Genomic DNA, 24,845 nt, shown 5'->3' with positions numbered 1-24,845 from the left:
TTATGTGACTGTCGCCGGGAGCAAATCCTGGCGCGTAATGCAAAGTAAGCGAGGATTACGAAACAAATGTCTACAATACAGCCAGATGACGTTCAGCAAAACAGTCATGTTGCTTATGCGCAGCAGAAAAATGCGTTACAAAGTGAACGTTTAGAGCGTGAGGCGCGTGAACGCCGTCAACAAACGATTATTGGGCTTATTGTGGTGCTGATTGTTATCGCCATGATTGCTGCAGTTGGTATAACTGCTTATCAAATGACGTATGTTCAGCCTCAAAAGAAGATTGAGCGATCTGAAAAAGCTCACGTCAATTTGAAAAAACTTGCACCTCAAGATCGTCCAAAAAGCGTGAACGATAAAGACGGCATTTTGTTAAGTAAGTTGGGTTACGGGAAGGCTGTACCGAACGCTCCGACGATTGCTGTGTACTCTGATCCGATGTGCCCAGGTTGCGGCGGTTTTAACCGCAAGGTAGACAAAACTCTGAATGCTATGGTGCGTGCTGGCCAAATTAATTTGGAAATCCACCCAATGTCGTTCCTTGATTCGCTTTCAACCGATCACTACTCTTCTCGAGTAACGGGAGCTATTGCTTATATTGCAGAGAACGATAGTGATCCTGAGCATTTGTTGCAATTTATTAATAACATTTTTGCAGAAGACTTCCAGCCGGAAGAAGGCGAAGGTTATAAACCTGTAAGCAACGAAAAGTTGATTGAACAAGCTAAGAAAGCTGGAATAGACGATTCTGTAGCAAGTAAGGCTTTCGACCGTCGATACGTGAAATGGCAGAATGTAGTGAATAAATACACTCCAGATCGTAAGGAATTGTGGAATGTTTCTGGATCTAACAAGGGTTCTATGACTACTCCAACTGCGACTATTAACGGTAAGTTGCTTGATATGAATGCAGTAAACGAAAAGAATATGAATGTGCTCGATGCAGTACTGCATTGCATTGGCTTGGAAAAGCAGCAAGTTGGTGTTGAAGGGCAAATGCCTAAAGTGACGGATAAGGATGCTCCTATCGACTTGTAATCTTGTAGTAAGTTACACGCATTCAAAGTAACGATAAAATCAAAATATCGTTGTAGTAAAACGGACGTTCAACATTGGTGGGCGTCCGTTTTTATATCGCATGAGCTTGCAAGATGAATTATCGTTGATTGTTTCGCGTCTTTGCCATAGCTTTGGTATAAACAAATGATTAAGCAAACGGGCATATTTTTAAGGTGAATACCAACCATTGTTTATGCTTATTGCTGTTTTTAAGAGCGTTTCCGACACGCTGATGCTGCAGAAAATACTGATTTTTTGCTGTTTTTCTGAGCTAAACATGATATATTAAGGCATGGCTCAACGAAGAGAACCTTCAATGGACCAGGTAAGTAAACTGTGGACGATTGATACCCGCCGATGTAGGAAATTGGGGTCATGAGTGCACACCCTTCACTACGGATCGTTCGGCACGTACCTGCCGATGAAAGGACATATCATGGCAGAAGTTGTATTTGATCATGTGACTCGTATTTACCCAGGCAACGATAAGCCTTCGGTTGACGATTTGAACATGACTATTAGAGATGGTGAGTTCCTCGTACTCGTTGGTCCATCTGGTTGCGGTAAGTCAACGACATTGCGTATGTTGGCAGGTCTTGAAGAGGTTAACAAAGGACGTATCCTCATCGGCGGTCAAGACGTTACTACAATGCAGCCAAAGGATCGCGATATTGCAATGGTCTTCCAGAACTATGCATTGTATCCGCATATGACTGTTGCAGACAACATGGGCTTTGCTCTTAAGATTGCTGGCGTTCCAAAAGAGGAAATTCGCGCTCGCGTTGAAAAAGCAGCTCAGGTTTTGGATTTGACCGAGTATTTGGATCGTAAGCCAAAGGCTTTGTCTGGTGGTCAGCGTCAGCGCGTTGCTATGGGTCGCGCAATTGTTCGTGAACCAAAGGTCTTCCTTATGGATGAGCCTCTTTCGAACCTTGACGCTAAGCTCCGCGTGCAGACTCGTACGCAGATTGCTGCTTTGCAGCGCCAGCTCGGTGTTACTACTTTGTACGTGACTCACGATCAGACTGAGGCCTTGACCATGGGTGACCGCATTGCAGTCATCAAGCTTGGTGTTTTGCAGCAGGTTGGTGCTCCAACCGAGCTTTATGATCGCCCAGCAAACGTGTTCGTTGCAGGCTTCATTGGCTCCCCGTCCATGAATATTAACCAGCATCCAGTAGTTAACGGTCGCGCTCAGATTGGTGAGGATTCTATTGTTCTCCCAGCTGAAGCTGTTGACAAGCTCACTGCAGAAGATAACGGCCAGATTATTGTTGGCTTCCGTCCAGAAGACGCAAGCTTGGCAACTTTCGACGATCCAAACGCATTCTCCTTGCGAGTAGTGAACGTCGAAGATCTCGGCTCTGATGGCTATATCTACGGCAACATCATCACTGATGGTTCTCCTGAGGAAGCATCCACAATGATGTCTGACCAGAATAAGCTCACAACAATTCGCGTGAATCCGCGCGCTTTGCCAAAGGTTGGTGACACGGTGAAGATCAAGATTGATCCATCCAAGATGCACCTGTTCGCGCCTTCTACTGAGCTGCGTTTGAACTAAAAGCTGTAGGTTTGTTTGTTTGCGTAAGTAAAATAAACAAATTTTCGATATAAAGGTATTACGGGGTTCGCAATGTTAAGCGGACCCCGTTTTTGCCAGCAAAATCAGAACACAAATAGTGGTAGATAAGTTTGCGTGTTATAACGTATAGCTTATTATGTCTTACTGTGTATAGTTGTTATCAATAATTAGTTGGCAGTGAATCTGCGTAGCGTTTGAGCAGTAGATTGTACTGTTGACATGAGCTTGATTGGTACATGGACTTTATGGAATGGAATGACGCTCCTCAGTTGGACCCGCGTGCTGTGCAGGCAACTTCAGTATCTGCACAAGACGAGAGTGCGTCGTCTCAAGAGCCGCAGACGCTTAAGATTACCGCCGCTAGTTCAAATCCAAAAATGTTTACCTTGCCGTGGGAGCTGCCGCTTTCTCAATGGCCGGTTGATTTATTTGTGAATTTGCCACGCGGTATTTCTCGTCACGTTGTGCGCTTTGTGCATGTTGGTGACGAAGTGTATGCCATGAAGGAAATAACTCGGCAAGTAGCAGAGCGAGAATATGAGTTGCTGCGTCGCTTGCGTAAGCTTGAGTTGCCAACTGTTACCCCTATAGCTGTTGTTGCAGGCCGTCGGGATGCCAATGGTGAAAAACTTGAGGCAATGTTGGTGACGAAACATTTGAAGTTCTCACTGCCATATCGTGCATTATTTGCTCGCACTCTGCGTCCGGACACTGCTGAGCGTCTTATTGATGCGCTCGCTGTGCTTATGGTTCGTTTGCATCTTTCTGGCTTTTATTGGGGTGACGTGTCGCTTTCTAACGTACTGTTTTTGCGAGATGCTGATGCGTTTTCTGCATTCCTGGTTGACGCAGAAACTGGTGATTTGCACGGAAGTTTAACGGAAGGACAGCGCGAATACGATATTGATTTGGCTCGCACCAATATTATCGGCGAACTGATGGATTTGAGCTCAGGCCAATTGTTGCCTACTGAAGTGGACGAAATTAGCATAGGTAATCGTTTGGTTGACCGTTACCATTCGTTGTGGAGTACTCTTACCGATGTCGATAAGTTTAGCCCAGATGAAATGTGGCGTATCGAGCGTCGCGTGAATCGTTTGAACGAGCTTGGGTTTGATGTTGACGAGTTGGAAATGAAGACTTCTGAAGACGGACGTCGAGTATTGGTTCGTCCTCGTGTAGTCGATGCCGGTTATGCTTCACGTAAGTTGTTGCGTTTGACTGGCTTGGATGTGCAAGAAAATCAAGCTCGAAGGCTGCTTAATGATTTAGACGCGTATAGAACTTCTACATGGCGTCAGGGTGAAGAGTTGGAGATTGTTGCTACCGACTGGATGCGTGAAATCTTCGAGCCGACGGTTCGCATGATTCCACCTGAATTCCGTTCGCAGATTGAGCCAGCACAGTTCTTCCACGAAGTGCTTGATCACCGTTGGTTTATGGCAGAAAAGGTCGGTCACGACGTTGCTATGCAAGATGCCGTGACGAGTTACATTAAGAATGTATTGCCACAGTACAAAATGGATAAGCGCGTGCTCGCTGCTATTAATGCTGATGCTGATTCCGGTGTGATAGACGATGAATATACTTATTCGCAATCCAATGATGCTGGCGTTAATCTTTATGAGGATGATCAAGATGCCAGCGTGTGGGCAAGTTGAGATTTTGCCTGGATGAGTTGAGGATAGTTACTTGAGCGTTATACAACAAACAAGAGAGCTAATTTTTAATAAGGACGATCTCGTTTGTCGTCTTTGATTGTTCAGCGATTATTTCGCAGGGGGAACTTCGGTTCCCCCGTTTTTATATATAGTTACGAATTAATCTGGATGCAATCAAATATCAACACTGTAGTCTGAATTTGGGTATAAAAGAGTGCCCCCTGTGGGACTCGAACCCACAACCCAAGACTTAAAAGGACTCTGCTCTGCCAATTGAGCTAAAGGGGCAACAAACGCTAAGTGTACTACACTCGAGCGACGAAGTGAATATCGTGTACACGTATGCGTGTTATGAGCGTTGCTGGTGTTATTGCAATTCGCCTAAAGATTCCAACTTTGCTTTAATTTGCGTAGCTGAAGGTTCTACCATAAAAGTATTGTCTGCAAAAGTAACTACCGGAATATGCTTTTGCCCACTAATCTCAACCGCTTTTTCTGCAGCGCCTTCTTCCGTTTCAATATCATGCCAAACGAATGCTACACCATACTGATTAAGCGCAGCTTTAGCACGCTTGCAATCACCGCACCAATCTGCTCCATACACTTCTACGGTTGCTTGATCTGCCATAAATGCTCCTTACTGTACTTTTAATCGTCACTATTGCGCGCAATAAATGGATTGCTTACTGCCTCGCTACTAGTTTAATGGATTCCGTAATGCTGTGCTAGTTGATGGCAAATTAATATGCAAGTGTGACAAAGATGAGAAAAAATAGTGAAATATATTGCTAGTGTCCCTTGATTTTCATAGGCTTAATTGCATGAATATGGTTATAGATATGAATACAGTGATTTGGTTTGCGGCTGCAGCGGTCATTATCGCTGTGCTTTTAGTAGCTGCTGCCGTGATATTGCGTATTCGTGGTAACGATCATGGTCCAGACATTCCGCAAAGTGTGGACGACAATCTTCCAACTGTTGAAGCGGGCAAAACAACAGCGTCTGAAAAACCGTTAGATTCTGAACCATCAGCCGAGCCTGTAACTGAGCCGGAGGTTAAGCCGGTAGTTAATTCGGCATCGGGGTCCGCGTCTGGGCTTCGTTCCGCAACTCCACTGCCGGAAAGTACCTCTTCCCGCTTAAAGCGTCTGCGTGAACGTTTAGCACGTAGTGCAAACCCATTTGGTCGCGCGCTTTTCAATATTATGAGTAAGGATCATCTTTCAGAAGAAGATTGGGAAGATGTAGAAGATACGCTGCTTATGGCTGACGTTGGTGCGCAGGCGAGTGAAACATTAGTTGAAGCGCTGCGCCAAGATGCTCGCATTGCTGGTACTACTAGCGCTGACGATGTGCGGGCCGCGCTGCGGGCGAAGCTTTTAGAAATAGTGGGTGAGGATACGGATCGACGTTTGAATGTCGATAAGCCAGAAGCGCACCATCCGGGCGTTATTATGATGGTTGGCGTTAATGGCACTGGTAAAACTACTACTGCCGGTAAATTAGCTCGACTATTTGTGGCTGAACATCGTTCTGTTATGTTTGCTGCTGCTGATACTTTCCGTGCTGCTGCGGCAGACCAGCTTACAACTTGGGCTTCTGCGGTTAATGTGCCGGTTGTGCGAGCCGATAAAGACGGTGCTGATCCCGCTTCTGTTGCTTTTACGGCGGCAAGTAAAGCGCAAGAGGAGCAGACAGACGTATTGATTGTAGATACGGCAGGGCGTTTGCAAAATAAAGCAAATCTGATGGATGAGCTTGGCAAGATTCGCCGAGTGGTAGAGAAAACGATGCCCGTCGACGAAGTATTGTTGGTGTTGGATGCCACTACCGGTCAAAATGGTATGGCTCAGGCGAAGGTTTTTGCTGAGGCTATTGGTATTACAGGCGTGGTGCTCACTAAACTCGATGGTTCTGCCAAAGGCGGTATCGTTATTGCTGTACAGCGTGAGCTTGGTGTACCGGTGAAGCTTGTGGGACTTGGTGAAGGGCCGGATGATTTAGCTCCATTTGATCCGCACAGTTTTGTAGATGGTTTGCTTGGTTAAGTGGTGTTTTGACAGATAGCTTGGTTGTTAGCTTGGCAATTGCGCTACTTGCGTTACCGAAACACAAGTTTTGAGCCTGCTTACATGAGCCTGCTTACATAGGTGAGCAGGCTTTTTTATAAGCTTTTTTGCATAGTCTTATTTCATAGTCTTTTTGTTACGTAACTTTTCTCGTTACAATAGCTATATAGCAATAATGTAATACGTCAGCTGCAACGGCACTGTTATTGTGCCGTTTGCGTTGTGCTGTTGAATAATTGAGGTGAGACATGACCACAATGGATCCGCAATGGGCGTTGTTGGCTGGTGCGTTGGTATTTATTATTACGCCTGGCATTGCGCTGTTTTATGGCGGTCGCGAACGTGCTACTTCTATGGTAAATATGATGATGCTGTCTGCTGGTGCTATTGCCGTCACGACGATTGTGTGGACGTTGTGGGGATGGTCTATGGCTTTCGCTGGCAAAGATATGGCCGGTGGCGTAGTTGGAGATCCGATTAGTGGCCTTTTGTTCCGTGATTCCATGGTGGCAGATCATGGCGTATTTACTTCCATGGATGCTAATTCTGGTTTGGCTGGTGGCATTCCTGCAGCTTTCCGTTTAGCCTGTGCTGTGGTCGCTGTTGCGCTTATTACAGGTGCTTTGGCAGGCCGTGTACGTTATGCTATTTGGTTGATTTTTGTGGCTGTTTGGGTGACGTTAGTATTCGCTCCGTTGGCACACATGGTTTGTGGCGGCGGATTGTTATCTCCTAACGGTGCTATTTCGCAAGCTCTTGGTATCCAGGTGCACGATTTTGCTGGTGGTTCTGTATTGCATATTGCTGCAGCGGTTTCTGCTCTTGCCATTGTGCTCATTATTGGCGGTCATGCGCATTTCCAATTGAAGCATTTTGTGCTGCATATTAAGAATGTTGCGCGCACAAGTGTTGGTGCTGATGCTGGTAGTGCTGCAGGTTCCGATTCATTAAAAGATAAGCATATTCGTAATCATGGTGTGAAAAGTCGTTTGTCTCGTGCTTTGTGGGCTGATGTTGCGAATGCGCAGAATGCTGTTCAGAGTGCTGTTGTTTCTCCGGTTGCAACAGTTGCTGAGGTTGCTTCAGAACCTGCCCAATCCGCCACAGATAGTGCTGTAGCTGCCCGTCATCCGCATAATGTTCCGTTTGTTGTGCTGGGCGTGTTTTTGATTTGGTTTGGCTGGCTTGGTTTGATGATTGGTTCGTCCGCAGGTGTTCCTGGCGTTGCTGGTTACGCTTGGGTGAGTTCTATGATTACAGCTTCGGCTTCTATGCTTGCTTGGGGTGTGACTGAACGTTTGCGTTCTGGTTGCTTTAGTGCGTTGGGTGCGGCTTCTGGAATTATGGCTGGCTTGGCTGCGAGCGCTGCTGCTGCGGATGTTATTGCTCCGCTGTGGGCGTTGGTGCTGGGCGTGCTTGCTGGAGTTATTACTTCGCTGGTTTCACATTCTCGCATGTTTGTGCGTTACGATGGCGCTTTGCACGTGGTGAGCGTAAATGGTGTTGCTGCTTTTATTGGTGTGCTTGCAGTTGGCTTGTTTGCTGACGGTACCGGATTATTTGCTGTTGGTGACTGGCATCAGTTGGTTGCACAATTATGCTTGATTGGTATTACCGTGCTGTATTCGGGTGCTGTAACAGCGGTTGTTGCTTTTGCGCTTGAGAAGCTGTTAGGCTGGCGTATTTCGGAAGCTAAGGAGCGTAAGGGCGTTGATTTGGCCGATCAAGGCGAGCGTGCTTACGATTTTTCCACTATTGCGCAAAGTCATGGCGGTGCTGTGGTAACTGTTGCCAATGACGGCGATGCGAGTAGAGAGCAGATGGCTGTGCTTGCGTCGGTAGATATTGCGGTTGATGATAATGCGGCTGAGCCTGAGCGTCCGGAGATTGAGGTTGATACTAACGATGAGACTGTTGAACAGAGTGAGGTTGCGCTCGAAAGTGCCGCTGATAGTGATGTTCAGGATGATGCTGTCGATGAAACGTTAGTGGAAGATAGTAAAAATATCGAAGCTGAGGTTGCAGAATCGGATGTCCAATCTGAGGAGAGCAATATAGAAGTGGGTACGGAGGCTGACGATAGTGATGCAGCTGAGTCTGATGCTGAAGTTGAGGATACTGAGGCTGAGGACAGTGAAGCTGAAGATGCCGATGTTGATAAAGCTGTTGATGCTGACAGTGACGCTGAGAACAGTGACGCTGAAGGTAACGCTGAAGGTGACACTGCAACTAATAAGGATGTTGCTGAGAGTCGTGAGACGGCACAGAGCGAAGGTTCTGTTGAACAGTCTCAAGAGGAGACTCGAAAGAAAAAGTCTGGTAAACGCAACAATGCTAAGTGATCATAAATGGTCACAATGTTGAAAGTGCATATCGTAAGATAGTTCCGTAACGAATGTATCGAGACATTACAAACCGTGTGTGTTACGTAAGTAAAGCACGCGGTTTTTGATTTTCCTTGGCTTTTGAAAGGCGCATTTGCCTGCGTAAAGTATCAAATAAGACACGCACGAAATATGACATGTGAATAAAAAGTTGAGTTATCCACATTTTAGGCGTGTTCAAGTGGACATCTGGCAAAATTATCCACATAATGGGGATAACAATGTGGATATCCTGCGGATAACTTGTGTAAACCAATCTTTCTATTTGCACTTTTAACATATTTGTGTTAGCGCGCAAACCAAAGTAAGTAAGCGGATGAGTTGCTTGTGTACGCAAACAATCGAAAAAAAGTAATTTCGCCGCAAATAAACTAATTAAAAAGTAAAGCGATACAATAAAACACTATGGCACATAAGCAGTTGGAAAATAACAATATGGCAACATTGCCGCACGACGCACATCGTGCTTCGTCAAACAAGTCAAGCAAAGATACGTTACGCAAAAATACGCAAAGTAATCTTGCGCAAGCTACTGTAGTAGATGCTCACATGCTTAAGCCTGTTAACGACATTGCTTCACAACGGAAAGATGTGCTCCGCAATATGTGGCTGCTTGCTGTGCCAACATTCGGTCAACTTATTGCAGAACCAGCATTCGTGCTCATTGATACTGCTATTATCGGTCACATTGGCCGCAACGCCCTTGCAGGGCTTTCTATTGGCTCAACGGTGCTTCTTACCACTACCGGTCTTTGCCTTTTTCTCGCGTACAATACAACTTCGCAAGTTGCTCGTCTTTTAGGTGCCGGCAAACGGCGTGAAGGTTTTAGCGTTGGCATGGATGGATTATGGTTGGCAATGCTACTTGGGATTGTGCTTACTGTGATACTTCTGTTTGCTGCGGAGCCGTTATGTTACGCTGTTGGAGCGCGCGGCGAAACTTTGCGCAATGCAATTGTGTACACACAAACGGTGATACCGGGATTGCCAGCAATGCTGCTCGTTTACGCAGCAAATGGCATATTTCGAGGCTTACGCAATGTGCACATTACCTTATTTGCTGCGGTAAGTGGAGCCATAATTAATACGATACTTGACGTAATCATGGTGTTTGGTTTGCGTTTAGGAATTGCAGGATCTGGTATTGCTACCATGATTGCGCAATGGTATATGGGATTGGTGCTCACTATCCCGGCTATTGTGTGGGCTGCACAAAGTCAGGCGCGTCTCCGGCCGCATTTTCGCCATATTTTACATTCCGCTGGTAGCGGTGTGCCGCTTTTTGTGCGCACTCTTGCACTGCGTGTATGTATGGTTGCCACGGTTGTTATGGCCACGAGACTCGGCACGAATACGCTTGCAGCTTACCAAGTTGCCAATTCTTGCTGGAACTTTGTGATGAATATTCTCGATGCTATTGGTATCGCTGCGCAAACTATTGTTGCAGCTGCACTTGGTGCGGGTCTTCGTGAGCGTGCCGGCATGATTACGCGTATTTGCGCTCAAGTAGGTGCGGTAAGTAGTGTGATTGTTGGTTTAGTAATGATATTAGTTGGATGGAGTTGCTCGCCATTATTCACTCCGCACGCGGATATTCAGCTCCTCATTGCGATCGGCATGACAATAATAGGATTGTTCCTACCTCTTGCTGGTTGGATGTGGGCTTTAGATGGCGTGCTTATTGGTGCTGGCGACCATCGTTATTTAGCAAAGGCTTGCTCTGCAACGGCAGTAGTGTATTTACTTGCGCTTCTTACTACTTACGCAATTGATTCGCTACTAAATACTCACGATATTACGCGAACTATTACGCTGTGGGTTGTGTTAAACGCTGTGTATATTGGTGGTCGTGCCGTGGGAAATAGTCTAAGAATACGCAACGATACGTGGATGGAATCTGCTGCGCGGCTGTAATACGTGCGCGCGTTTATACTCGATTCTATGGCAGATAATGATATGTGGCAGTCCGCGTCAAGCAAGGTGAGTCGCGCTGGAAGTAATCGAGGCGGCAACGGTGACGCTTCGTTATACGGTTCTGAAAGTACAAGTCGCGGCAGTGAAATGGGCGGTGTAACACTGTTTGATCGTGTGCCTCCGCACGATGTTGACGCAGAAATGGCGGTACTCGGTGGCATGCTCATGAGTAAGGATGCTATTGGTGAGGTATCGCAAGTACTTGAAACGGCTGATTTCTACCAGCCTCAGCATCAAACAATTTATGATGCTATTCTTACGCTGTTTTCTGGTTCGCAGCCAGTTGATGTTGTGCTGGTTGCTAACGAATTAATGAAAGCTGGCAATCTCGATAAAATTGGTGGTGCCGATTATTTGCACAGCCTCGTGGCTTCCGTACCGACGGCTGCAAATGCAATGTATTATGCAGATATTGTGCATCAGAATGCCGTTTTGCGTAACGTCATTACAGCCGGCACTAAAATTGCGCAAATGGGCTATTCTGCCTCAGGTGCGCAGGCAGAAGATATCGTAAATCTCGCACAATCGGAAGTGTACGAGATGAGCGCTGGTAAAATACGTCAGGATTATGTTGCTATTGGTCCGGTTTTGCAAAATACGCTCGATCAGCTCGATAAAATGCAGAATCATGAGCTTGAACAAGGCGTGCCAACCGGTTTTCGTGATATTGACGAAGTTACGCAAGGTTTGCAGCCTGGTCAAATGATTGTTGTTGCAGGCCGTCCAGCCATGGGTAAGTCAACGCTCGGCATTGATTTTGCACGTTCGGCTGCGTTACATCATAATCTAACTACCATCGTATTCTCGCTCGAAATGAGCAAAGTGGAATTAGCGCAGCGCATTATTGCTGCAGAAACGAATATTCCGCTTGCTGCCATGCGTAGAGCGGAAGATATTACGCCGGATCGCTGGAATACACTCAATAATTTCTGGACAAAAATGCAGAACGCCCCACTTTTTATTGACGACAGTCCAAATATGAGTTTGATGGAGATTCGCGCAAAATGTCGTCGTTTGAAACAAACGAATGATTTGAAACTGGTAGTTATCGATTACCTTCAGCTTATGAGTTCCGGCAAGCGCGTTGAAAGCCGTCAGCAGGAAGTTTCGGAATTTTCGCGTGCGCTAAAATTGCTCGCTAAAGAGCTTGAAGTGCCGGTTGTGGCTTTAAGCCAGCTCAATCGTGGGCCAGAAATGCGTAACGACAAGAAGCCGCAACTTTCGGATTTGCGCGAATCTGGTTCTATCGAGCAGGATGCTGACGTGGTGTTCCTGGTGCATCGTCCTGATTTCTACAATAAGGAAGATCGCCCGGGTGAAGCGGATATTATTATGGCTAAGCATCGTAATGGCCCTACTGATACCTTCAATCTTGCCTTCCTTGGCGCAACTTCCAAATTTATGGATATGCCACAGGATTATCAGCAGGCAGGGGTGTGATAAGTATGTCAAGTGGCAACCATGAATCGCGTAAAAAGTTGCGTAAAGATTTGAATAAAGATTTAAATAAGACCTTGAACAAGCATTGGTACAGTTTTGCTATGCCCGCTGTAGGAAAGTTAGTATGCTTACTTTCCAGAGCTTTACATCACGGCGGAAGTGCTCTGCCAGGTAAAGTAATCGAGCGTCTTGATCCAGGCTTTTTAGCGCGAACCTTAGCAACATTACCGTACGGAATAGTACTTATTTCCGGAACTAACGGCAAAACTACCACGACGCGTATGGTAACTTCTATGCTGCGAGACGCAGGACTTAAAGTATTTACGAATCCAACAGGCTCCAACTTTACTAGAGGCGTAGTGGCAGCTCTCGCAAAAACTATGACTGCTTTTGGCACAAAGCTAGATGCGGATATTGCGGTTTTAGAGCTTGACGAAGCGTACGCAGTGCATTTTGTAAATCAAATTAAACCACGTTACGCTACGTTACTCAATGTTATGCGCGACCAGCTCGACCGTTTCGGCGAAATTGATACGACTGCGAAACTATTAAGTAACGTAGCCGCTGCGACTGAAGGAACGGTAGTGTTAAACCGTGAAGATCCACGTATTCGTGCGCTCGCAGACGTTGTTCCTTCTGGTACTAGCGTGCGCTACTTTGGTTTGGACGATGCCGTAAAAAGTATGTTCCCAACTGATGATGATTTGCACAATAATGTTGAGAAAAACGAAAATTGCGAAGACGGTGCAGTGGGGAGAGATAGCAACCTTCCCAAAGCAGATGTTGTGCTTTCAAAAGTTGGCGACCATGAGGCTGAGTTTATTATCAAAGGGCAGCGTAAAACTACTTCCGTAAAACTCGACGGAGCTTACAATATTTTCAACGCCGCAGCTGCTGCAACTGTAGTTCGCGCCATCTTAGCGGACGCTGCAAAGCAAAATTCTGCGCTGCAAAAATTCGACGACGACGCACTTATGGCGGCGATTTCGCGTGTGACGCCTGCTTTCGGCCGAGGCGAAGTAATTGAAGTTAATAGTGCTCCAGTTGAGCTTGTTTTAGTAAAAAATCCTATTGGTTTTAGGCTTGCGCTTGCTTCTGATCATCCGCAAAATCACGACACCATGATTGCGATTTGCGACGAATATGCGGACGGACGAGACATGAGCTGGCTGTGGGATGTTGATTTTACATGCTTGAGCGGCGGTGGAGTTGCGTGCGTTTCTGGCACTCGCGCATGGGACATGGCTTTGCGCTTGGAATACGATAAGGTTGCGGCTCGCAATGTGAATACGGATTTAGAAGAAGACGTTAAATCTTTCGTGAACGGTGATTTTAGCGGCAACACTAAAAACGCAAAACGCATATACTGCACGTATACTGCCATGCTTCGCGTGCGCGCGACTTTAGCGCAACTTGCGGAAGTTAAAGACGTTGGAGTTGGAAAGTAGTTGGAAAGTAGTTGGAAAGTAGAAGTCATGAATGGTGCCAGTGATATTAGCCAGGCAACTGCTAATAATGAGTATAAAAATCGCGTGTTAGATATTGTGTCGCTATATCCGAAAGACATGAATATTTACGGCGACTATGGCAATGTGCTTACGATTATGCGCCGTGCGGAATTGTACGGATATAAACCTGTGTTGCACGAGTACAATGTTGGCGATGATTGGCCAAAGCGTGTGGATATGATTCTTGGCGGCGGCGGCCAAGACCATGGTCAAAGTAGAGTTACTGAAGATTTATTTGCGCGCGCGGATGCGATTCGGGAGCTTGCAAAAAGTGGCGTGCCAATGCTTATGATTTGCGGACTTTACCAGCTTTTTGGAGAGTATTTTGAAACCGTTGAGGGCCAAAAGCTTCAAGGAATTGGCATACTCGGTGAGCATACGGTTGGTCAAGACGTGCGCATGATTGGAAATCTTGTGGAGCACAGCGCCGATTTTGGCGATATTGTGGGCTACGAGAATCATTCCGGGCGCACAAGCTTGGAAGATGGCACGCAGCCGCTTGGCTCGGTTGATGGTGAAAATTGCGGAAATAATGGTGAAGATCACACGGAAGGCGCTCGCAAATATAACGTTATTGGAACGTATATGCACGGCTCCGTTTTGCCGAAAAATCCGCGTTTGGCTGACTTTTTAATTCAAAAAGCTGCAGAAAATCGTTACGGTGAATTTACACCAAATCAGACGGACACTCAGCGCACAGAGCTTGCAAAACTGGACGAACTTGCCGATAGCGCTCGCAAAGTCGCCATAACTCGTCCGCGGTAAACTTGCCTGTATTATATACAAAAGCCTGCTGAATTATGCAAATTATTGCAAACCAGCAGGCTATTTTGTAGTTTTGAAATTGATTTTTGACTTTATTTTTCTCAGCTATTCGCACGGGAAACAACGTGTTAGTCGCAATGCAGCCGTTGCGTACGCTATTTATTGCGTTAGCTTTTTACTTAGTTCGCACCGCGAGGCTTGCGCGTGTGGGTGTGAATTAAATAAGCCTGGCTGTCGACGAGCGGACGACCTTCCTTGTCGCGAGAGTGCAAGGTGTACGTGCCATCGCCATCCATCCACCATGAGACCGTAGAATCAGCCATTTGCAAATCAATATACTGAATCAACGCTTCAACTTGGTCAGGGGCGCTAATGCGAACCAGCGTTTCCACGCGACGATCAAGATTGCGGTGCATCAAGTCAGCTGAACCAATCCACACTTCTGGACCGCTCGCAGGGCCGTCTCCAATTTGTGGACCACAAGAATTAGCAAACGCGTAAATACGGCTATGTTCAAGGAACCTGCCGAGTACTGAACGAACGCGAATATTATCGCTCAATCCCTCAATACCAGGCTTCAATGAGCAAATGCCACGCTCAACAATATCAATCTTCACGCCTGCTTGCGAAGCGCGGTACAAGGCATCAATAGTTTGCTCGTCAACCACAGAATTGACTTTAATTTTAATCCACGCTTCTTTACCAGCAAGAGCCGCTGCTTCCTCGCGGCGAATACGTTGGATAATGCCAGTGCGAACTGTACGCGGAGCAACAAGTAAGCGGTGGAAACTTGACTTTGGAGCGTAACCAGAAAGCTGGTTGAACAGACGCGTCAAATCCTGTCCGACTACAGGATCACAAGTAAGCAATCCCAAATCCGTGTATAAACGAGCTGTCTTAGGATTGTAATTTCCTGTACCAACGTGGCAGTAGCGTCGCAATCCTTCTGCTTCCTGACGGACCACAAGAGACAACTTGCAATGCGTCTTCAAACCGACAATGCCGTATACAACGTGCACGCCTGCGCGCTCAAGCTTACGCGCCCACGCAATATTCGCATCCTCGTCAAATCGTGCCTTAATTTCAACTAACGCAAGCACCTGCTTACCAGCGTGAGCCGCGTCAACAAGAGCATCGATAATCGGCGAATTGCTAGAAGTTCGGTACAAAGTCTGCTTAATTGCAAGAACCTTCGGATCGGCAGCAGCTTGCGCAAGGAAAGCCTGCACAGAAGTAGAGAAGGAATCATAAGGGTGATGCAACAAAATATCGTGCTCACGAATCGAAGCGAAAATATCTTGCGCATGGCTAGTTTCAACTTCCGCAATCTGACGATTCGTAGTCGGAATAAACGGACGATACTTTAAATCTGGGCGATCCAAAGCCTGCAACTCAAAAAGTACCGTCATATCGAGCGGCGAAGGTAAGCGATACACTTCCTCAGGGCTTACTCGCAACTGATTGGCAAGAAGTTGGGAAAGGAACGGGCTGGCTTCGTCGGAAATTTCCAAACGAATTGGCGGTCCAAAGCGGCGACGCAAAAGCTCTTTCTCCATAGCGTTGAGCAAGTTTTCTGCATCGTCTTCCTCAACGTCAATATCCTCGTTACGCGTAACGCGGAAGGAGCGAGCTTCCTTAATAATCATGCCTGGGAAAAGCGATTCCAAGTGCGCTGCAATCAACTTTTCCATGGTGATAAAGCCGTAGCGTTCCTCGCGGCCTTCTTCATCTGTTAAATCGTCAACTGGCACAAGACGGTTCAAATTGTCTGGAATTTTTACGCGTGCAAAATGCGATTTCCCAGAATTTGGATTTTCGACGATAACAGCCAAGTTAATAGACTTGCCGGAAATGTATGGGAACGGGTGTGCAGGGTCCACTGCGAGTGGGGTGAGCACAGGGAATACTTGCTTGCGATAGTAATCCGAAAGGCGATCTTTTTCGGACTGAGTAAGCTTATCCCAGCTGAGCAAAACAATGCGCTGCTTGGCAAGTTCCGGGAGAATATGGTCGATAACATAGTGCGCATGCTCATCTTGGCGGCGATGCGTCACTTCGCTGATAGCGCGCAATTGTTGGCGTGGGCTGAGCCCGGATGCTGCGGTAACAGCAATGCCAGAATCAATGCGTCGCTTCAAGCCTGCGACTCGAACCATAAAGAATTCGTCGAGATTTGACGCAAAAATAGCAGCAAAATTAGCACGTTCAAGGAGTGGCAAATCGGTATTTTGAGCCAACTCAAGCACGCGTCGATTGAACTTCAACCAGCTTAACTCGCGGTCGAAGAAACGATCCTTTGGCAACGGTAGCTCACCCTCACGAGCTTCACGCTTTTCTGCCTTTTCATCTTCGGCGATGTGTTCTGCAATTTGACCTCGCAAAATCGCCTTTGAGGGAGCGTCAAAAATTTGTACCATACTCCGTAATTGTATGCGTTGTAAGGGAAGTGCGCGACTGAGTGTCGAAGCTTTCGACACGCCGACAATTATGCAATAAGAACGCAAGTGCACATGACAACCTTTGCATGTTCACAAAATAGTGCAAGAGACTTGATTTTTTGTGTGCAATTGAACAGTAGCAACAATATGTGAACAAAGGCTATTCTGTACTTTACTATTAAGCGAAAAGTGACGATAATAATAAGTACAAAAACAAATAGAGATAGCGGTAACCCACAAAAGTGTATGGATATGAAATCCGTGGACGTTGGACGGGACATTAAAGACTTTAACCGTTGCAACGAGGATGTTGTGCAGATGAATCCGCTGAAGTTGTTTTTGTAAACGAGAGGCTCGCCAAAGTGGCGGGCCTCTTTTGATGTGAGGGCGATTTTACTGCTCGTGCAGACTGTCGCGCGCATAAGGGAAACTATCAAAGAATAATTGTTGGAATTCATTTTCTTAGCTTCTTTGAAAATGAGAATATATTGTGTTCCATGCTGTGCTAATCGCAATTGCGAGTTGTGAATTTATTGACGCGTGATTACGTGTGTGGAGTTTGAAACAGGTAAGAAGGATCGAAGGACCATGCAACATTCGTTTATGGCAACGTTGGCTGCAGAATTTATCGGCACTGCTATTCTTATGATTTTCGGAAACGGTGCTGTAGCAAACGTTGAATTAAAAAATACTAAAGGACACCATGCCGGTTGGCTCAATATTGCCATGGGTTACGGTTTTGGTGTGATGTTCCCAGTGCTCATGTTTGGCGGAATTTCCGGCGCGCATATCAATCCTGCGATGACGATTGCGCAAGCTGTAAACGGCATGTTCCCATGGGAGAATGTAGCTCCTTATATTGTCGCTCAGCTTCTGGGTGCGTTGGTTGGCCAGCTTATTGTGTACGTAACTTATTTGCCGCACTACAACGAAACTGAGGAGCCAGAAGCAATTCTTGGCACTTTCTGCACTACGGATGCGTATAACAACAAAATTAACTACTTCCTTAACGAATTCTTCGGTACTCTTGTGCTTGTTCTGGCTGCACTTTGCTGCCTTACTTCTCCATGGGGTGAGAAGAATTTGGCCGGTGCTTCAATCGTAGTTGGCTTCGTTGTTTGGGGCTTGGTGACTTCTATGGGCGGCCCAACTGGTCCTGCTTTGAACCCTGCACGTGATCTTATGCCGCGTTTGCTCCACGCAATTTTGCCAATTCCACACAAGGGTTCTTCTCGCTGGGGTGAAGCGTGGATTCCAGTTGTTGCTCCTACTGCTGGCGCAATCTTGGGCGTGCTTATGTATAAGGTCTTGTTTGCATAAAGCAGTTGCTTTGGATTGTGATTGATTGCGGTTTATTGCGATTGTAAGAAGCGCGTAATGCTAGTATGAATGCGTTACGCGCTTTTTATTTTGTAAGCTTGCGTTTATTAAGAAAGACGAAATCATGTTTTCTAAGTCACTTATTGCAATTGGGCGTTTTGCGCCGACTCCTTCCGGGCGTATGCATATTGGCAATATGGTAGCAATGTTGGCTGCGTGGCTCTCTGCAAAATCACAGGGCGGCCACATGCTTTTGCGTTTGGAAGATCTTGATATTGCGCGCATGCCGAAGGATGCTAGCGCGCGAGTTATTGACGATTTGAAGTGGGCTGGTCTTGATTGGGTTGGTGAGCCGACTTATCAGCATGAACGCACTGCAATTTACCAAGAAGCTCTTGAGACGCTAGAATCTTTGCAAGACGACGACGGAAATTCGTTGATTTACCCTTGCTTTTGCTCGCGTTCCGACATTCGCGCAATCGCAGCTCCGCAGGAAGGCGACGGTTTCATACGTTACCCGGGTACGTGCAGAAATCTTCGTAAAAACGCGCAAGGTTTGGCACAAATCGAAAAGCGTTTGCAAAATAATCAGCAACATTCTTTGCGGCTTGCTGTTCCTTCGGCTGATTCGAGGGAGGCAAATATTGATTTTGAAGACGCGATTTTTGGTGCGCAATCTTTTAATATTGATCGCGACTTGGGTGATATGGTGATTCGTCGCGCGGATGGCGTTTTTTCTTACCAGCTTGCGGTTGTTGTTGACGATGTTTTGAGCGGAGTAAATGATATTGTGCGCGGGCGTGATTTGCTTCGTTCGGCAGCGTTGCAGATTTGGATTGGTGAGCTGCTTGAAAAATCGGGATTTTTTGCGGCTCACGGTGTGCATTATGTGCGTCCGCAATTTGCGCACTTGCCGCTAATTGATAACGCTCAAGGCGAGCGGCTTGCAAAAAGTAAGCACTCGCTAGACGTTGGCGCGCTTCGAGAAGCTGGCTGGAGTGCCGAGCGCATGATCGGCTACTGCATGTATCTTTTGGGATACAAAAAGCCTGGGCAAAATCAGCCTGTAGATATGAGTGCTGCCGACGCGCTCGCGTTATTTAAAAGCCTTGACACGCCGTGGGATTCTGTTCGCGCAAACTTAGCCGACAAATCCGTGCCCTTCCTCGACTAAACTATGTAGTTAGGTTTGATAGATTGGGGCAATAAATGGCATATATGACGCAAAAAGATTTGGCGAATACTGAGGTCGATTGTGTTCGCGCGCGTCAAATTGCCGACGGCGTGCACAGCGTGCAAGACGCTATTGCTCAAGCCGAATCGCATTACAGACGCAAAGCTGGGTCGGTTACGTTGCTTGCTGCAACTAAAACGCGAGATGTCGGCGAAATTATGGCAGCGCTTAAAGCTGGAGTGCGAGTAATTGGGGAAAATCGCCCGCAAGAGATAGTTGCAAAAGCTGAAATTTTACGTGCGCAAGCTGCTAGAGAAGGTTTAAGCGTTGGTGTGAACGGCGAAATTCCACTCTACTTAATTGGTCAGCTGCAAAGCAATAAAATAAACAAAGTTTTGCCGCTTGCAAATGGTATTCAGTCGGTTGACGGCATTGATCTTGCGCAAAAAATATCTGCTCGCGCGCAAAATTTAGGACTTTGCACAGACGTTATGTTGGAAGTGAACGTTTCGGGAGAAGCTACAAAATCCGGGTGCGTGCCCGAACGCGCGATTGACGAAGCACTCGCTATATCTAGTCTTCCGGCGCTTAATTTGCACGGATTTATGACGCTCGGAGCGCGCGTGGATGATGAAAAGATAGTGAGAAGCGGTTTTGCAAGATTGCGAGAAATTAGAGATTGTGTGAGTGAACAACTCGCGCAAGATCATGATGGGAACTCTGCAAAATTAGAGCTTTCGATGGGAATGTCCGGCGATTTTGCGTGGGCGATTGCCGAAGGCTCGACGATGGTTCGAATCGGTTCGGCAATCTTTGGCCCACGCGCATTTGTGTAGTTTTAAGTCAAAGTTTTTAAGTCAAATTGATGATTTTAGTTACGCATGCACAATCACATTGCGCAGCGAACCAATACCATCTACGTGCACAATCGCTTCGTCGCCAGCGCGCAAAGTTCCAGCTGGGTATGGAGTTCCTGTCAAAATCACATCTCCTGGAAGAAGCGTTGAGAAGCTTGAAATCGCAGCAATTTGCTCAGGAATACTGTGAATAAGTCGAGCTGTAGTGCCGTCAGCTTCTGGCACATTTTCGCCATTAAGAGTAAACGAAATATGTGCATCGCGCCAATTTAGCTCGGTTGTAATCCAAGGTCCAAGTGGGCAAGAAGTGTCGAAGCCCTTTGCGCGCGTCCACATTGGGTCGCTTCCTGCGCAATCTCGCAAAGTTACGTCGTTTACGCACGTAAAACCAAAAACGTAATTCATTGCTGTGGCTGCAGTCACATTTTTGGCGATTTTGCCCATAACAACTGCCACTTCTGGCTCAAAATTCATGTCGTTTGAGCAAGCAGGAATCACAATCGGATCGTCCGGACCAATTACAGAAGTGCTCGGCTTTGTAAAAATCACCATATCTTCGGCAGTATGCGAAGAAGCCGCAGGAGAGGTAGCGCGCTCGTCGTCAGAGCGCGTATCGTAATTTTTTGCCAATCCGTAAACTTTCGAAGGAATAACAGGCACAAGCAAACGCACGCCATCAGCATCCAACGCGTAACGTTTACCAGTTGGCTTAACTCCTTGCGGGCTTAAAGGATGCCCTTCAAGCGCTACTAAATAATCTTTACCGTCGGTTTCGTCTTTTTGAACGAAAGCGTATTGCGGAACTTCATTATACGAAAAACGTGCAATTCTCATGCTTTTAAGATTACGACATATTTGCTACTTAATTAGAGACTACTTGCTACTTAATTAAACTTTGCCTGCTACTTAACTAAATTATTTGCGTAAATTATTTGCGATTGAAAATTCTTGAAAACAAAACTTGAGTCTAGTACACTCAAGTTTTAGGAATAAAGTTATAGGAAAATCTGTTATACGTATCAGATACATGAAAGTGAAAGCTCGTTAGAACTCGAAAGTATCGTCAAAAAGCTTGAAATTGCAATAAAAGTTGCAGCGATTTGACTTAACTGAAATGGTTTCTACAGCTTTCGTGGAAGTGAGGTAGATATGGAACAAAAGTTTACAACCTTAGCGCAAGACGCATTAAGTGATGCTGTGCAAAGTGCAGCGGCTGCTGGCAATGCGCAAGTTGACACTTTGCATTTGGCGGATGCTTTACTTCGCCAAGAGCAGGGCGTCGTGCGCGCGCTTATTGCGCAGACGGGGGCAGATGCGCAACAAATCGGTGCTGAAATTCGTAACGCATTAGTGGCATTGCCTTCATCTACTGGCTCTACTACGACTAAGCCAGATGCAAGCCGTCAGCTTCTGGCTGCGCTAAGCCAGGCGGAAAAAGAAATGCGCGCAATGGGAGACGAATACGTTTCTACGGAGCACATGCTTATCGGCATGGTTGCAAGCGCGCCGAATACAGTTGCGGATATTTTCAAAAAGCACAATGTTTCTGCAGACGCGTTGCGAAAGGCTGTGCCAACTGTACGCGGAGGCGCGAAAGTTACCAGCCCAGACGCGGAAGGCAACTACAAAGCGCTCGAAAAGTATTCTGTTGATATGACTGCGCGCGCTCGCGAAGGAAAGCTCGACCCAGTAATTGGGCGCGATCAGGAAATTCGTCGTGTAATTCAGATTCTTTCTCGCCGCACGAAGAATAATCCTGTGCTAATTGGCGAGCCGGGCGTTGGTAAAACGGCAGTTGTAGAAGGATTGGCTCAGCGAATCGTTGCAGGGGATGTGCCTACAACTTTGCAAAACAAGCGTCTTATCAGTCTCGATTTGGCTTCGATGGTTGCAGGTTCGAAGTATCGCGGCGAGTTTGAGGAACGCTTAAAAGCAGTGTTGAAGGAAATCCAACAATCAGACGGTCAAATTATTACGTTTATTGACGAAATTCACACTGTTGTTGGCGCAGGATCTGCAGAAGGTTCAATGGATGCTGGCAATATGCTTAAGCCAATGCTTGCGCGCGGTGAGCTGCGTTTGGTTGGTGCAACTACGCTTAACGAGTATCGCGAACATATTGAAAAGGATTCGGCGCTTGAACGCAGATTCCAGCAAGTGTTTGTTGGTGAGCCTTCTGTTGAAGACACGGTGACGATTTTGCGTGGACTTAAGCAACGTTACGAAGCACACCACAAGGTGACGATTAGTGACGATGCAATCGTAGCCGCAGCAACGCTTTCAAACCGCTATATTACTGGCAGGCAGCTTCCAGATAAGGCGATTGATTTGGTGGATGAAGCGGCAGCTCACTTGCGTATGGAGCTTGATTCTCAGCCAGAAGAGATCGACGAATTGCAGCGTAAAGTTACGCGTCTTGAAATGGAAGAAATGCAATTAAAGAAGGCGGAAGATGCTGCTGCGCGCGAACGCTTAGAAAAGTTGCAGGAAGAATTAGCAAACTCGCGCGAGAAGCTTTCTGGATTGAAAGCGCGTTGGGATGCGGAAAAGGCTGGCCATAACAAGGTTGGCGATTTGCGAGCGCAACTCGACGCTAAGCGAGTAGAAGCCGACAAATTCACGCGTGAAGGCAACTTGGAACAAGCAAGCCGTATTTTGTATGGCGAAATTCCAAGCATTCAAAAAGCTTTGGAAGAAGCGGAATCACAGGCTGCTAACGCTAAGAGTGAAGCGAAAGAGCCAATGGTTCCGGATCAGGTTGATGCTGATTCTATTGCAGGAGTTGTTAGCGAATGGACGGGCATTCCTGTTGGTCGCTTGATGCAAGGCGAAAATGAGAAGCTACTCAACATGGAAAAGGAGCTTTCTAAGCGTGTGGTTGGTCAAAGCGAAGCAATCCAGGCTATAGCGGATGCTGTACGCAGAAGCCGCGCTGGAATTGCAGACCCGAATCGCCCGACCGGTTCGTTCCTATTCTTGGGTCCTACTGGCGTTGGTAAGACGGAGCTTGCGAAGGCTCTTGCTGACTTTTTGTTTGACGACGAGCGCGCAATGGTTCGCATTGATATGAGCGAGTACATGGAAAAGGCTTCTGTTTCGCGTCTAATCGGTGCTGCTCCTGGTTACATTGGCTACGAGGAAGGCGGCCAGCTTACTGAAGCTGTGCGTAGACGTCCGTATTCTGTAGTGCTTTTTGACGAAGTTGAGAAGGCGCATCCGGAAGTATTCGACGTTTTGCTGCAGGTTTTGGACGATGGTCGTTTGACTGACGGTCAGGGTAGAACGGTTGATTTTACGAATACGATTTTGATTATGACATCAAACTTGGGTTCGCAATTCCTTGTACAAGAAGGATTGGATGATGCTGCTAAACGCAAGGCTGTTATGAACGCTGTTCACGCTGAGTTTAAGCCAGAGTTCATTAACCGTTTGGATGAGCTTGTTATGTTCCATCCGTTGAGTCGCGAAGAGCTTGGTGGAATTGTGGATATTCAAGTTCGTCAAGTGGCTGCACGCTTGAGCGACCGCCGCATTAGCTTGGATGTGAGCGACTCTGCTCGCGCTTGGCTTGCGGAGCATGGCTATGATCCAGTTTATGGTGCTCGTCCTTTGCGTAGATTGGTTCAAACGGAAATTGGCGATCAACTTGCGCGATTGCTGCTTTCTGGAAAGGTGCATGATGGTGCTCGCGTAGTTGCGGATTGTGAGAATACTAGCGACCATGTGACCCTAAAGATTGCGTAGTGCCTGCATTCTTTAATGTAGTCAAATAATGTAGTCAAATAATGTAGTCAAATAAAACAAAGCGTGCTGTTTGTTGGATTATTCCCCAGTAGACAGCACGCTATTTTTTATCTAAATAAAAAATATTTGTAGAATGAACTTGAAATAAAAAGGTGGAATTCCCCCTTAATTTTTCGAGTTATTGCTGATAATTGGCATTATAGGATATGCGTATCTTTTAAAATTTTAATTGGTTTTTGTAAAAATCTATTTTTTTTTTATGTTGAATTATTATAAAATACGTGTACGTATTCAAGGCTGAATACGTTATGAAGCAGATTGAAAATGGAGATACGAATATGTTCGCAAAGGAAGGATTTGCAATAGTTGCGCTTTCTACTATTGTTTATGCTATTCCAATGTCAGCTTATGCTCAGATGAGTGATTCTGTAGTTGGAATAGACAGAGAAAATATACGAAGTTGTAGGTAAGTAGTCTAGTTATTAAGTGGTGAGATATGCAAGAATCATATACGGGCTCAGATGTGCAACTTGTTAATGTGAATTTTTCGTATGGGAAAAAACAAATTTTGCATAATCTTTCTATAGATTTATCTTTTGGCATATGTGGTCTTTTGGGGCCAAATGGTGCTGGGAAAACTACTCTGCTTAACGTTATAGCGACTATTTATGCTCCCTCTAGTGGAAAACTTTTTGTTCATGGCTTTGATGTAACTGATCGTGCGGAAAGGGCTAAAGCTCGGTCAAATATTGGTTATTTGCCACAATCATTTGAACTTATGAATGCATCGAGTGTGTTAAAAAATGTTCAATATGCCGCATGGGCGCGAGGTTTATCGTGGAGCGCTGCGTATCAAGCTGCTTGGAA

At 46.3% G+C, this 24,845-nt stretch carries 17 protein-coding genes, 1 tRNA gene and 1 pseudogene; 15 read left to right on the top strand and 4 right to left on the bottom strand.

Features of this window, described 5'->3' with window-relative positions:
• The first annotated feature begins 66 nt into the window (after positions 1–66).
• The 3 genes from AXE77_RS05205 (at position 67) to AXE77_RS05195 (ending at position 4,305) form a co-directional block, all read left to right on the top strand.
• The gene (locus tag AXE77_RS05205; RefSeq protein ID WP_116712439.1) at positions 67–1,038 is read left to right on the top strand and encodes a DsbA family protein; all 972 of its coding nucleotides are present in this window, start codon (positions 67–69) and stop codon (positions 1,036–1,038) included.
• Between the two features lie 457 nt (positions 1,039–1,495).
• Entirely contained in the window at positions 1,496–2,623 is a 1,128-nt protein-coding gene (locus tag AXE77_RS05200) for an ABC transporter ATP-binding protein (protein WP_116712438.1), read from the top strand.
• 266 nt (positions 2,624–2,889) lie between these two features.
• The gene (locus AXE77_RS05195; protein ID WP_116712484.1) at positions 2,890–4,305 is read left to right on the top strand and encodes a DUF4032 domain-containing protein; all 1,416 of its coding nucleotides are present in this window, start codon (positions 2,890–2,892) and stop codon (positions 4,303–4,305) included.
• Between the two features lie 215 nt (positions 4,306–4,520).
• On the opposite strand, the gene AXE77_RS05190 is transcribed toward AXE77_RS05195, so the two are convergent.
• Together AXE77_RS05190 and AXE77_RS05185 are read right to left on the bottom strand one after the other, a co-directional pair.
• Positions 4,521–4,593: transfer RNA gene (locus AXE77_RS05190), tRNA-Lys, on the bottom strand.
• A 79-nt stretch (positions 4,594–4,672) separates the two neighbouring features.
• Positions 4,673–4,933 carry a mycoredoxin gene (locus AXE77_RS05185; RefSeq protein ID WP_116712437.1) on the bottom strand — a complete coding sequence of 87 codons (261 nt, stop codon included), beginning with the start codon at positions 4,931–4,933 and terminating at the stop codon, positions 4,673–4,675.
• Positions 4,934–5,126: 193 nt separating this feature from the next.
• Between AXE77_RS05185 and ftsY the strand changes: the two genes are divergently transcribed.
• The 6 genes and pseudogenes from ftsY (at position 5,127) to AXE77_RS05150 (ending at position 14,445) form a co-directional block, all read left to right on the top strand.
• Positions 5,127–6,353, top strand: a complete 1,227-nt coding sequence (gene ftsY / locus AXE77_RS05180) for a signal recognition particle-docking protein FtsY (protein WP_116712436.1) — start codon at positions 5,127–5,129, stop codon at positions 6,351–6,353.
• Between the two features lie 269 nt (positions 6,354–6,622).
• Positions 6,623–8,137 (top strand): annotated as a pseudogene (locus tag AXE77_RS05175) (ammonium transporter); the annotation flags it as partial.
• 1,170 nt (positions 8,138–9,307) lie between these two features.
• Entirely contained in the window at positions 9,308–10,672 is a 1,365-nt protein-coding gene (locus AXE77_RS05165) for an MATE family efflux transporter (RefSeq protein WP_116712483.1), read from the top strand.
• 27 nt (positions 10,673–10,699) lie between these two features.
• Complete coding sequence (dnaB, locus tag AXE77_RS05160) at positions 10,700–12,172, top strand: replicative DNA helicase (RefSeq protein WP_116712482.1); 1,473 nt, start codon at positions 10,700–10,702, stop codon at positions 12,170–12,172.
• Positions 12,173–12,177: 5 nt separating this feature from the next.
• Positions 12,178–13,620, top strand: coding sequence for a Mur ligase family protein (locus AXE77_RS05155; RefSeq protein ID WP_116712434.1), 1,443 nt, complete (start codon positions 12,178–12,180; stop codon positions 13,618–13,620).
• Between the two features lie 27 nt (positions 13,621–13,647).
• Positions 13,648–14,445 (top strand): type 1 glutamine amidotransferase, encoded by a 798-nt coding sequence (locus AXE77_RS05150; RefSeq protein ID WP_116712433.1) that lies wholly within the window; start codon positions 13,648–13,650, stop codon positions 14,443–14,445.
• A gap of 179 nt (positions 14,446–14,624) precedes the next feature.
• Here AXE77_RS05150 and AXE77_RS05145 read toward each other — a convergent pair whose 3' ends face one another.
• Positions 14,625–16,862, bottom strand: a complete 2,238-nt coding sequence (locus AXE77_RS05145; RefSeq protein WP_116712432.1) for an RNA degradosome polyphosphate kinase — start codon at positions 16,860–16,862, stop codon at positions 14,625–14,627.
• A 609-nt stretch (positions 16,863–17,471) separates the two neighbouring features.
• Here AXE77_RS05145 and AXE77_RS05140 point away from each other — a divergent pair.
• The 3 genes from AXE77_RS05140 (at position 17,472) to AXE77_RS05130 (ending at position 20,213) form a co-directional block, all read left to right on the top strand.
• Complete coding sequence (locus AXE77_RS05140; RefSeq protein WP_116712431.1) at positions 17,472–18,203, top strand: MIP/aquaporin family protein; 732 nt, start codon at positions 17,472–17,474, stop codon at positions 18,201–18,203.
• Positions 18,204–18,327: 124 nt separating this feature from the next.
• Positions 18,328–19,377, top strand: coding sequence for a glutamyl-Q tRNA(Asp) synthetase (locus tag AXE77_RS05135; protein WP_116712430.1), 1,050 nt, complete (start codon positions 18,328–18,330; stop codon positions 19,375–19,377).
• A gap of 35 nt (positions 19,378–19,412) precedes the next feature.
• Positions 19,413–20,213, top strand: a complete 801-nt coding sequence (locus tag AXE77_RS05130) for a YggS family pyridoxal phosphate-dependent enzyme (protein ID WP_116712429.1) — start codon at positions 19,413–19,415, stop codon at positions 20,211–20,213.
• A gap of 39 nt (positions 20,214–20,252) precedes the next feature.
• Here the strand turns inward: AXE77_RS05130 and AXE77_RS05125 are convergent, their stop codons facing one another.
• Positions 20,253–21,068: a fumarylacetoacetate hydrolase family protein gene (locus AXE77_RS05125; RefSeq protein WP_116712428.1), complete on the bottom strand. Its 816-nt coding sequence runs from the start codon at positions 21,066–21,068 to the stop codon at positions 20,253–20,255.
• A gap of 315 nt (positions 21,069–21,383) precedes the next feature.
• Between AXE77_RS05125 and clpB the strand changes: the two genes are divergently transcribed.
• From clpB to AXE77_RS05110, 3 genes are all read left to right on the top strand, one after another.
• Positions 21,384–23,978 (top strand): ATP-dependent chaperone ClpB, encoded by a 2,595-nt coding sequence (gene clpB / locus AXE77_RS05120; protein WP_116712427.1) that lies wholly within the window; start codon positions 21,384–21,386, stop codon positions 23,976–23,978.
• Positions 23,979–24,286: 308 nt separating this feature from the next.
• Positions 24,287–24,448, top strand: a complete 162-nt coding sequence (locus tag AXE77_RS05115) for a hypothetical protein (protein WP_165846082.1) — start codon at positions 24,287–24,289, stop codon at positions 24,446–24,448.
• Positions 24,449–24,474: 26 nt separating this feature from the next.
• A partial coding sequence (locus tag AXE77_RS05110; protein ID WP_116712425.1) for an ATP-binding cassette domain-containing protein occupies positions 24,475–24,845 on the top strand: 371 nt, incomplete at its 3' end.

Origin of the sequence: Gardnerella massiliensis, from assembly GCF_003408845.1 — a bacterium.
In the GTDB taxonomy this organism is placed as follows: Bacteria; Actinomycetota; Actinomycetes; order Actinomycetales; family Bifidobacteriaceae; genus Bifidobacterium; species Bifidobacterium vaginale_H.
The sequence above is the reverse complement of the archived record's forward strand: the minus strand, read 5'-3'. Positions and strand labels throughout refer to the sequence as shown.

What these genes read in the sequence shown, in the direction of transcription:
- AXE77_RS05205 (WP_116712439.1), top strand. Translation starts at nt 67, where the DNA reads ATGTCTACAATACAGCCAGATGACGTTCAGCAAAACAGTCATGTTGCT.
- AXE77_RS05200 (WP_116712438.1), top strand. Translation starts at nt 1,496, where the DNA reads ATGGCAGAAGTTGTATTTGATCATGTGACTCGTATTTACCCAGGCAAC.
- AXE77_RS05195 (WP_116712484.1), top strand. Translation starts at nt 2,890, where the DNA reads ATGGAATGGAATGACGCTCCTCAGTTGGACCCGCGTGCTGTGCAGGCA.
- AXE77_RS05185 (WP_116712437.1), bottom strand. Translation starts at nt 4,933, where the DNA reads ATGGCAGATCAAGCAACCGTAGAAGTGTATGGAGCAGATTGGTGCGGT.
- ftsY (WP_116712436.1), top strand. Translation starts at nt 5,127, where the DNA reads ATGAATATGGTTATAGATATGAATACAGTGATTTGGTTTGCGGCTGCA.
- AXE77_RS05165 (WP_116712483.1), top strand. Translation starts at nt 9,308, where the DNA reads ATGCTTAAGCCTGTTAACGACATTGCTTCACAACGGAAAGATGTGCTC.
- dnaB (WP_116712482.1), top strand. Translation starts at nt 10,700, where the DNA reads ATGGCAGATAATGATATGTGGCAGTCCGCGTCAAGCAAGGTGAGTCGC.
- AXE77_RS05155 (WP_116712434.1), top strand. Translation starts at nt 12,178, where the DNA reads ATGTCAAGTGGCAACCATGAATCGCGTAAAAAGTTGCGTAAAGATTTG.
- AXE77_RS05150 (WP_116712433.1), top strand. Translation starts at nt 13,648, where the DNA reads ATGAATGGTGCCAGTGATATTAGCCAGGCAACTGCTAATAATGAGTAT.
- AXE77_RS05145 (WP_116712432.1), bottom strand. Translation starts at nt 16,862, where the DNA reads ATGGTACAAATTTTTGACGCTCCCTCAAAGGCGATTTTGCGAGGTCAA.
- AXE77_RS05140 (WP_116712431.1), top strand. Translation starts at nt 17,472, where the DNA reads ATGCAACATTCGTTTATGGCAACGTTGGCTGCAGAATTTATCGGCACT.
- AXE77_RS05135 (WP_116712430.1), top strand. Translation starts at nt 18,328, where the DNA reads ATGTTTTCTAAGTCACTTATTGCAATTGGGCGTTTTGCGCCGACTCCT.
- AXE77_RS05130 (WP_116712429.1), top strand. Translation starts at nt 19,413, where the DNA reads ATGGCATATATGACGCAAAAAGATTTGGCGAATACTGAGGTCGATTGT.
- AXE77_RS05125 (WP_116712428.1), bottom strand. Translation starts at nt 21,068, where the DNA reads ATGAGAATTGCACGTTTTTCGTATAATGAAGTTCCGCAATACGCTTTC.
- clpB (WP_116712427.1), top strand. Translation starts at nt 21,384, where the DNA reads ATGGAACAAAAGTTTACAACCTTAGCGCAAGACGCATTAAGTGATGCT.
- AXE77_RS05115 (WP_165846082.1), top strand. Translation starts at nt 24,287, where the DNA reads ATGAAGCAGATTGAAAATGGAGATACGAATATGTTCGCAAAGGAAGGA.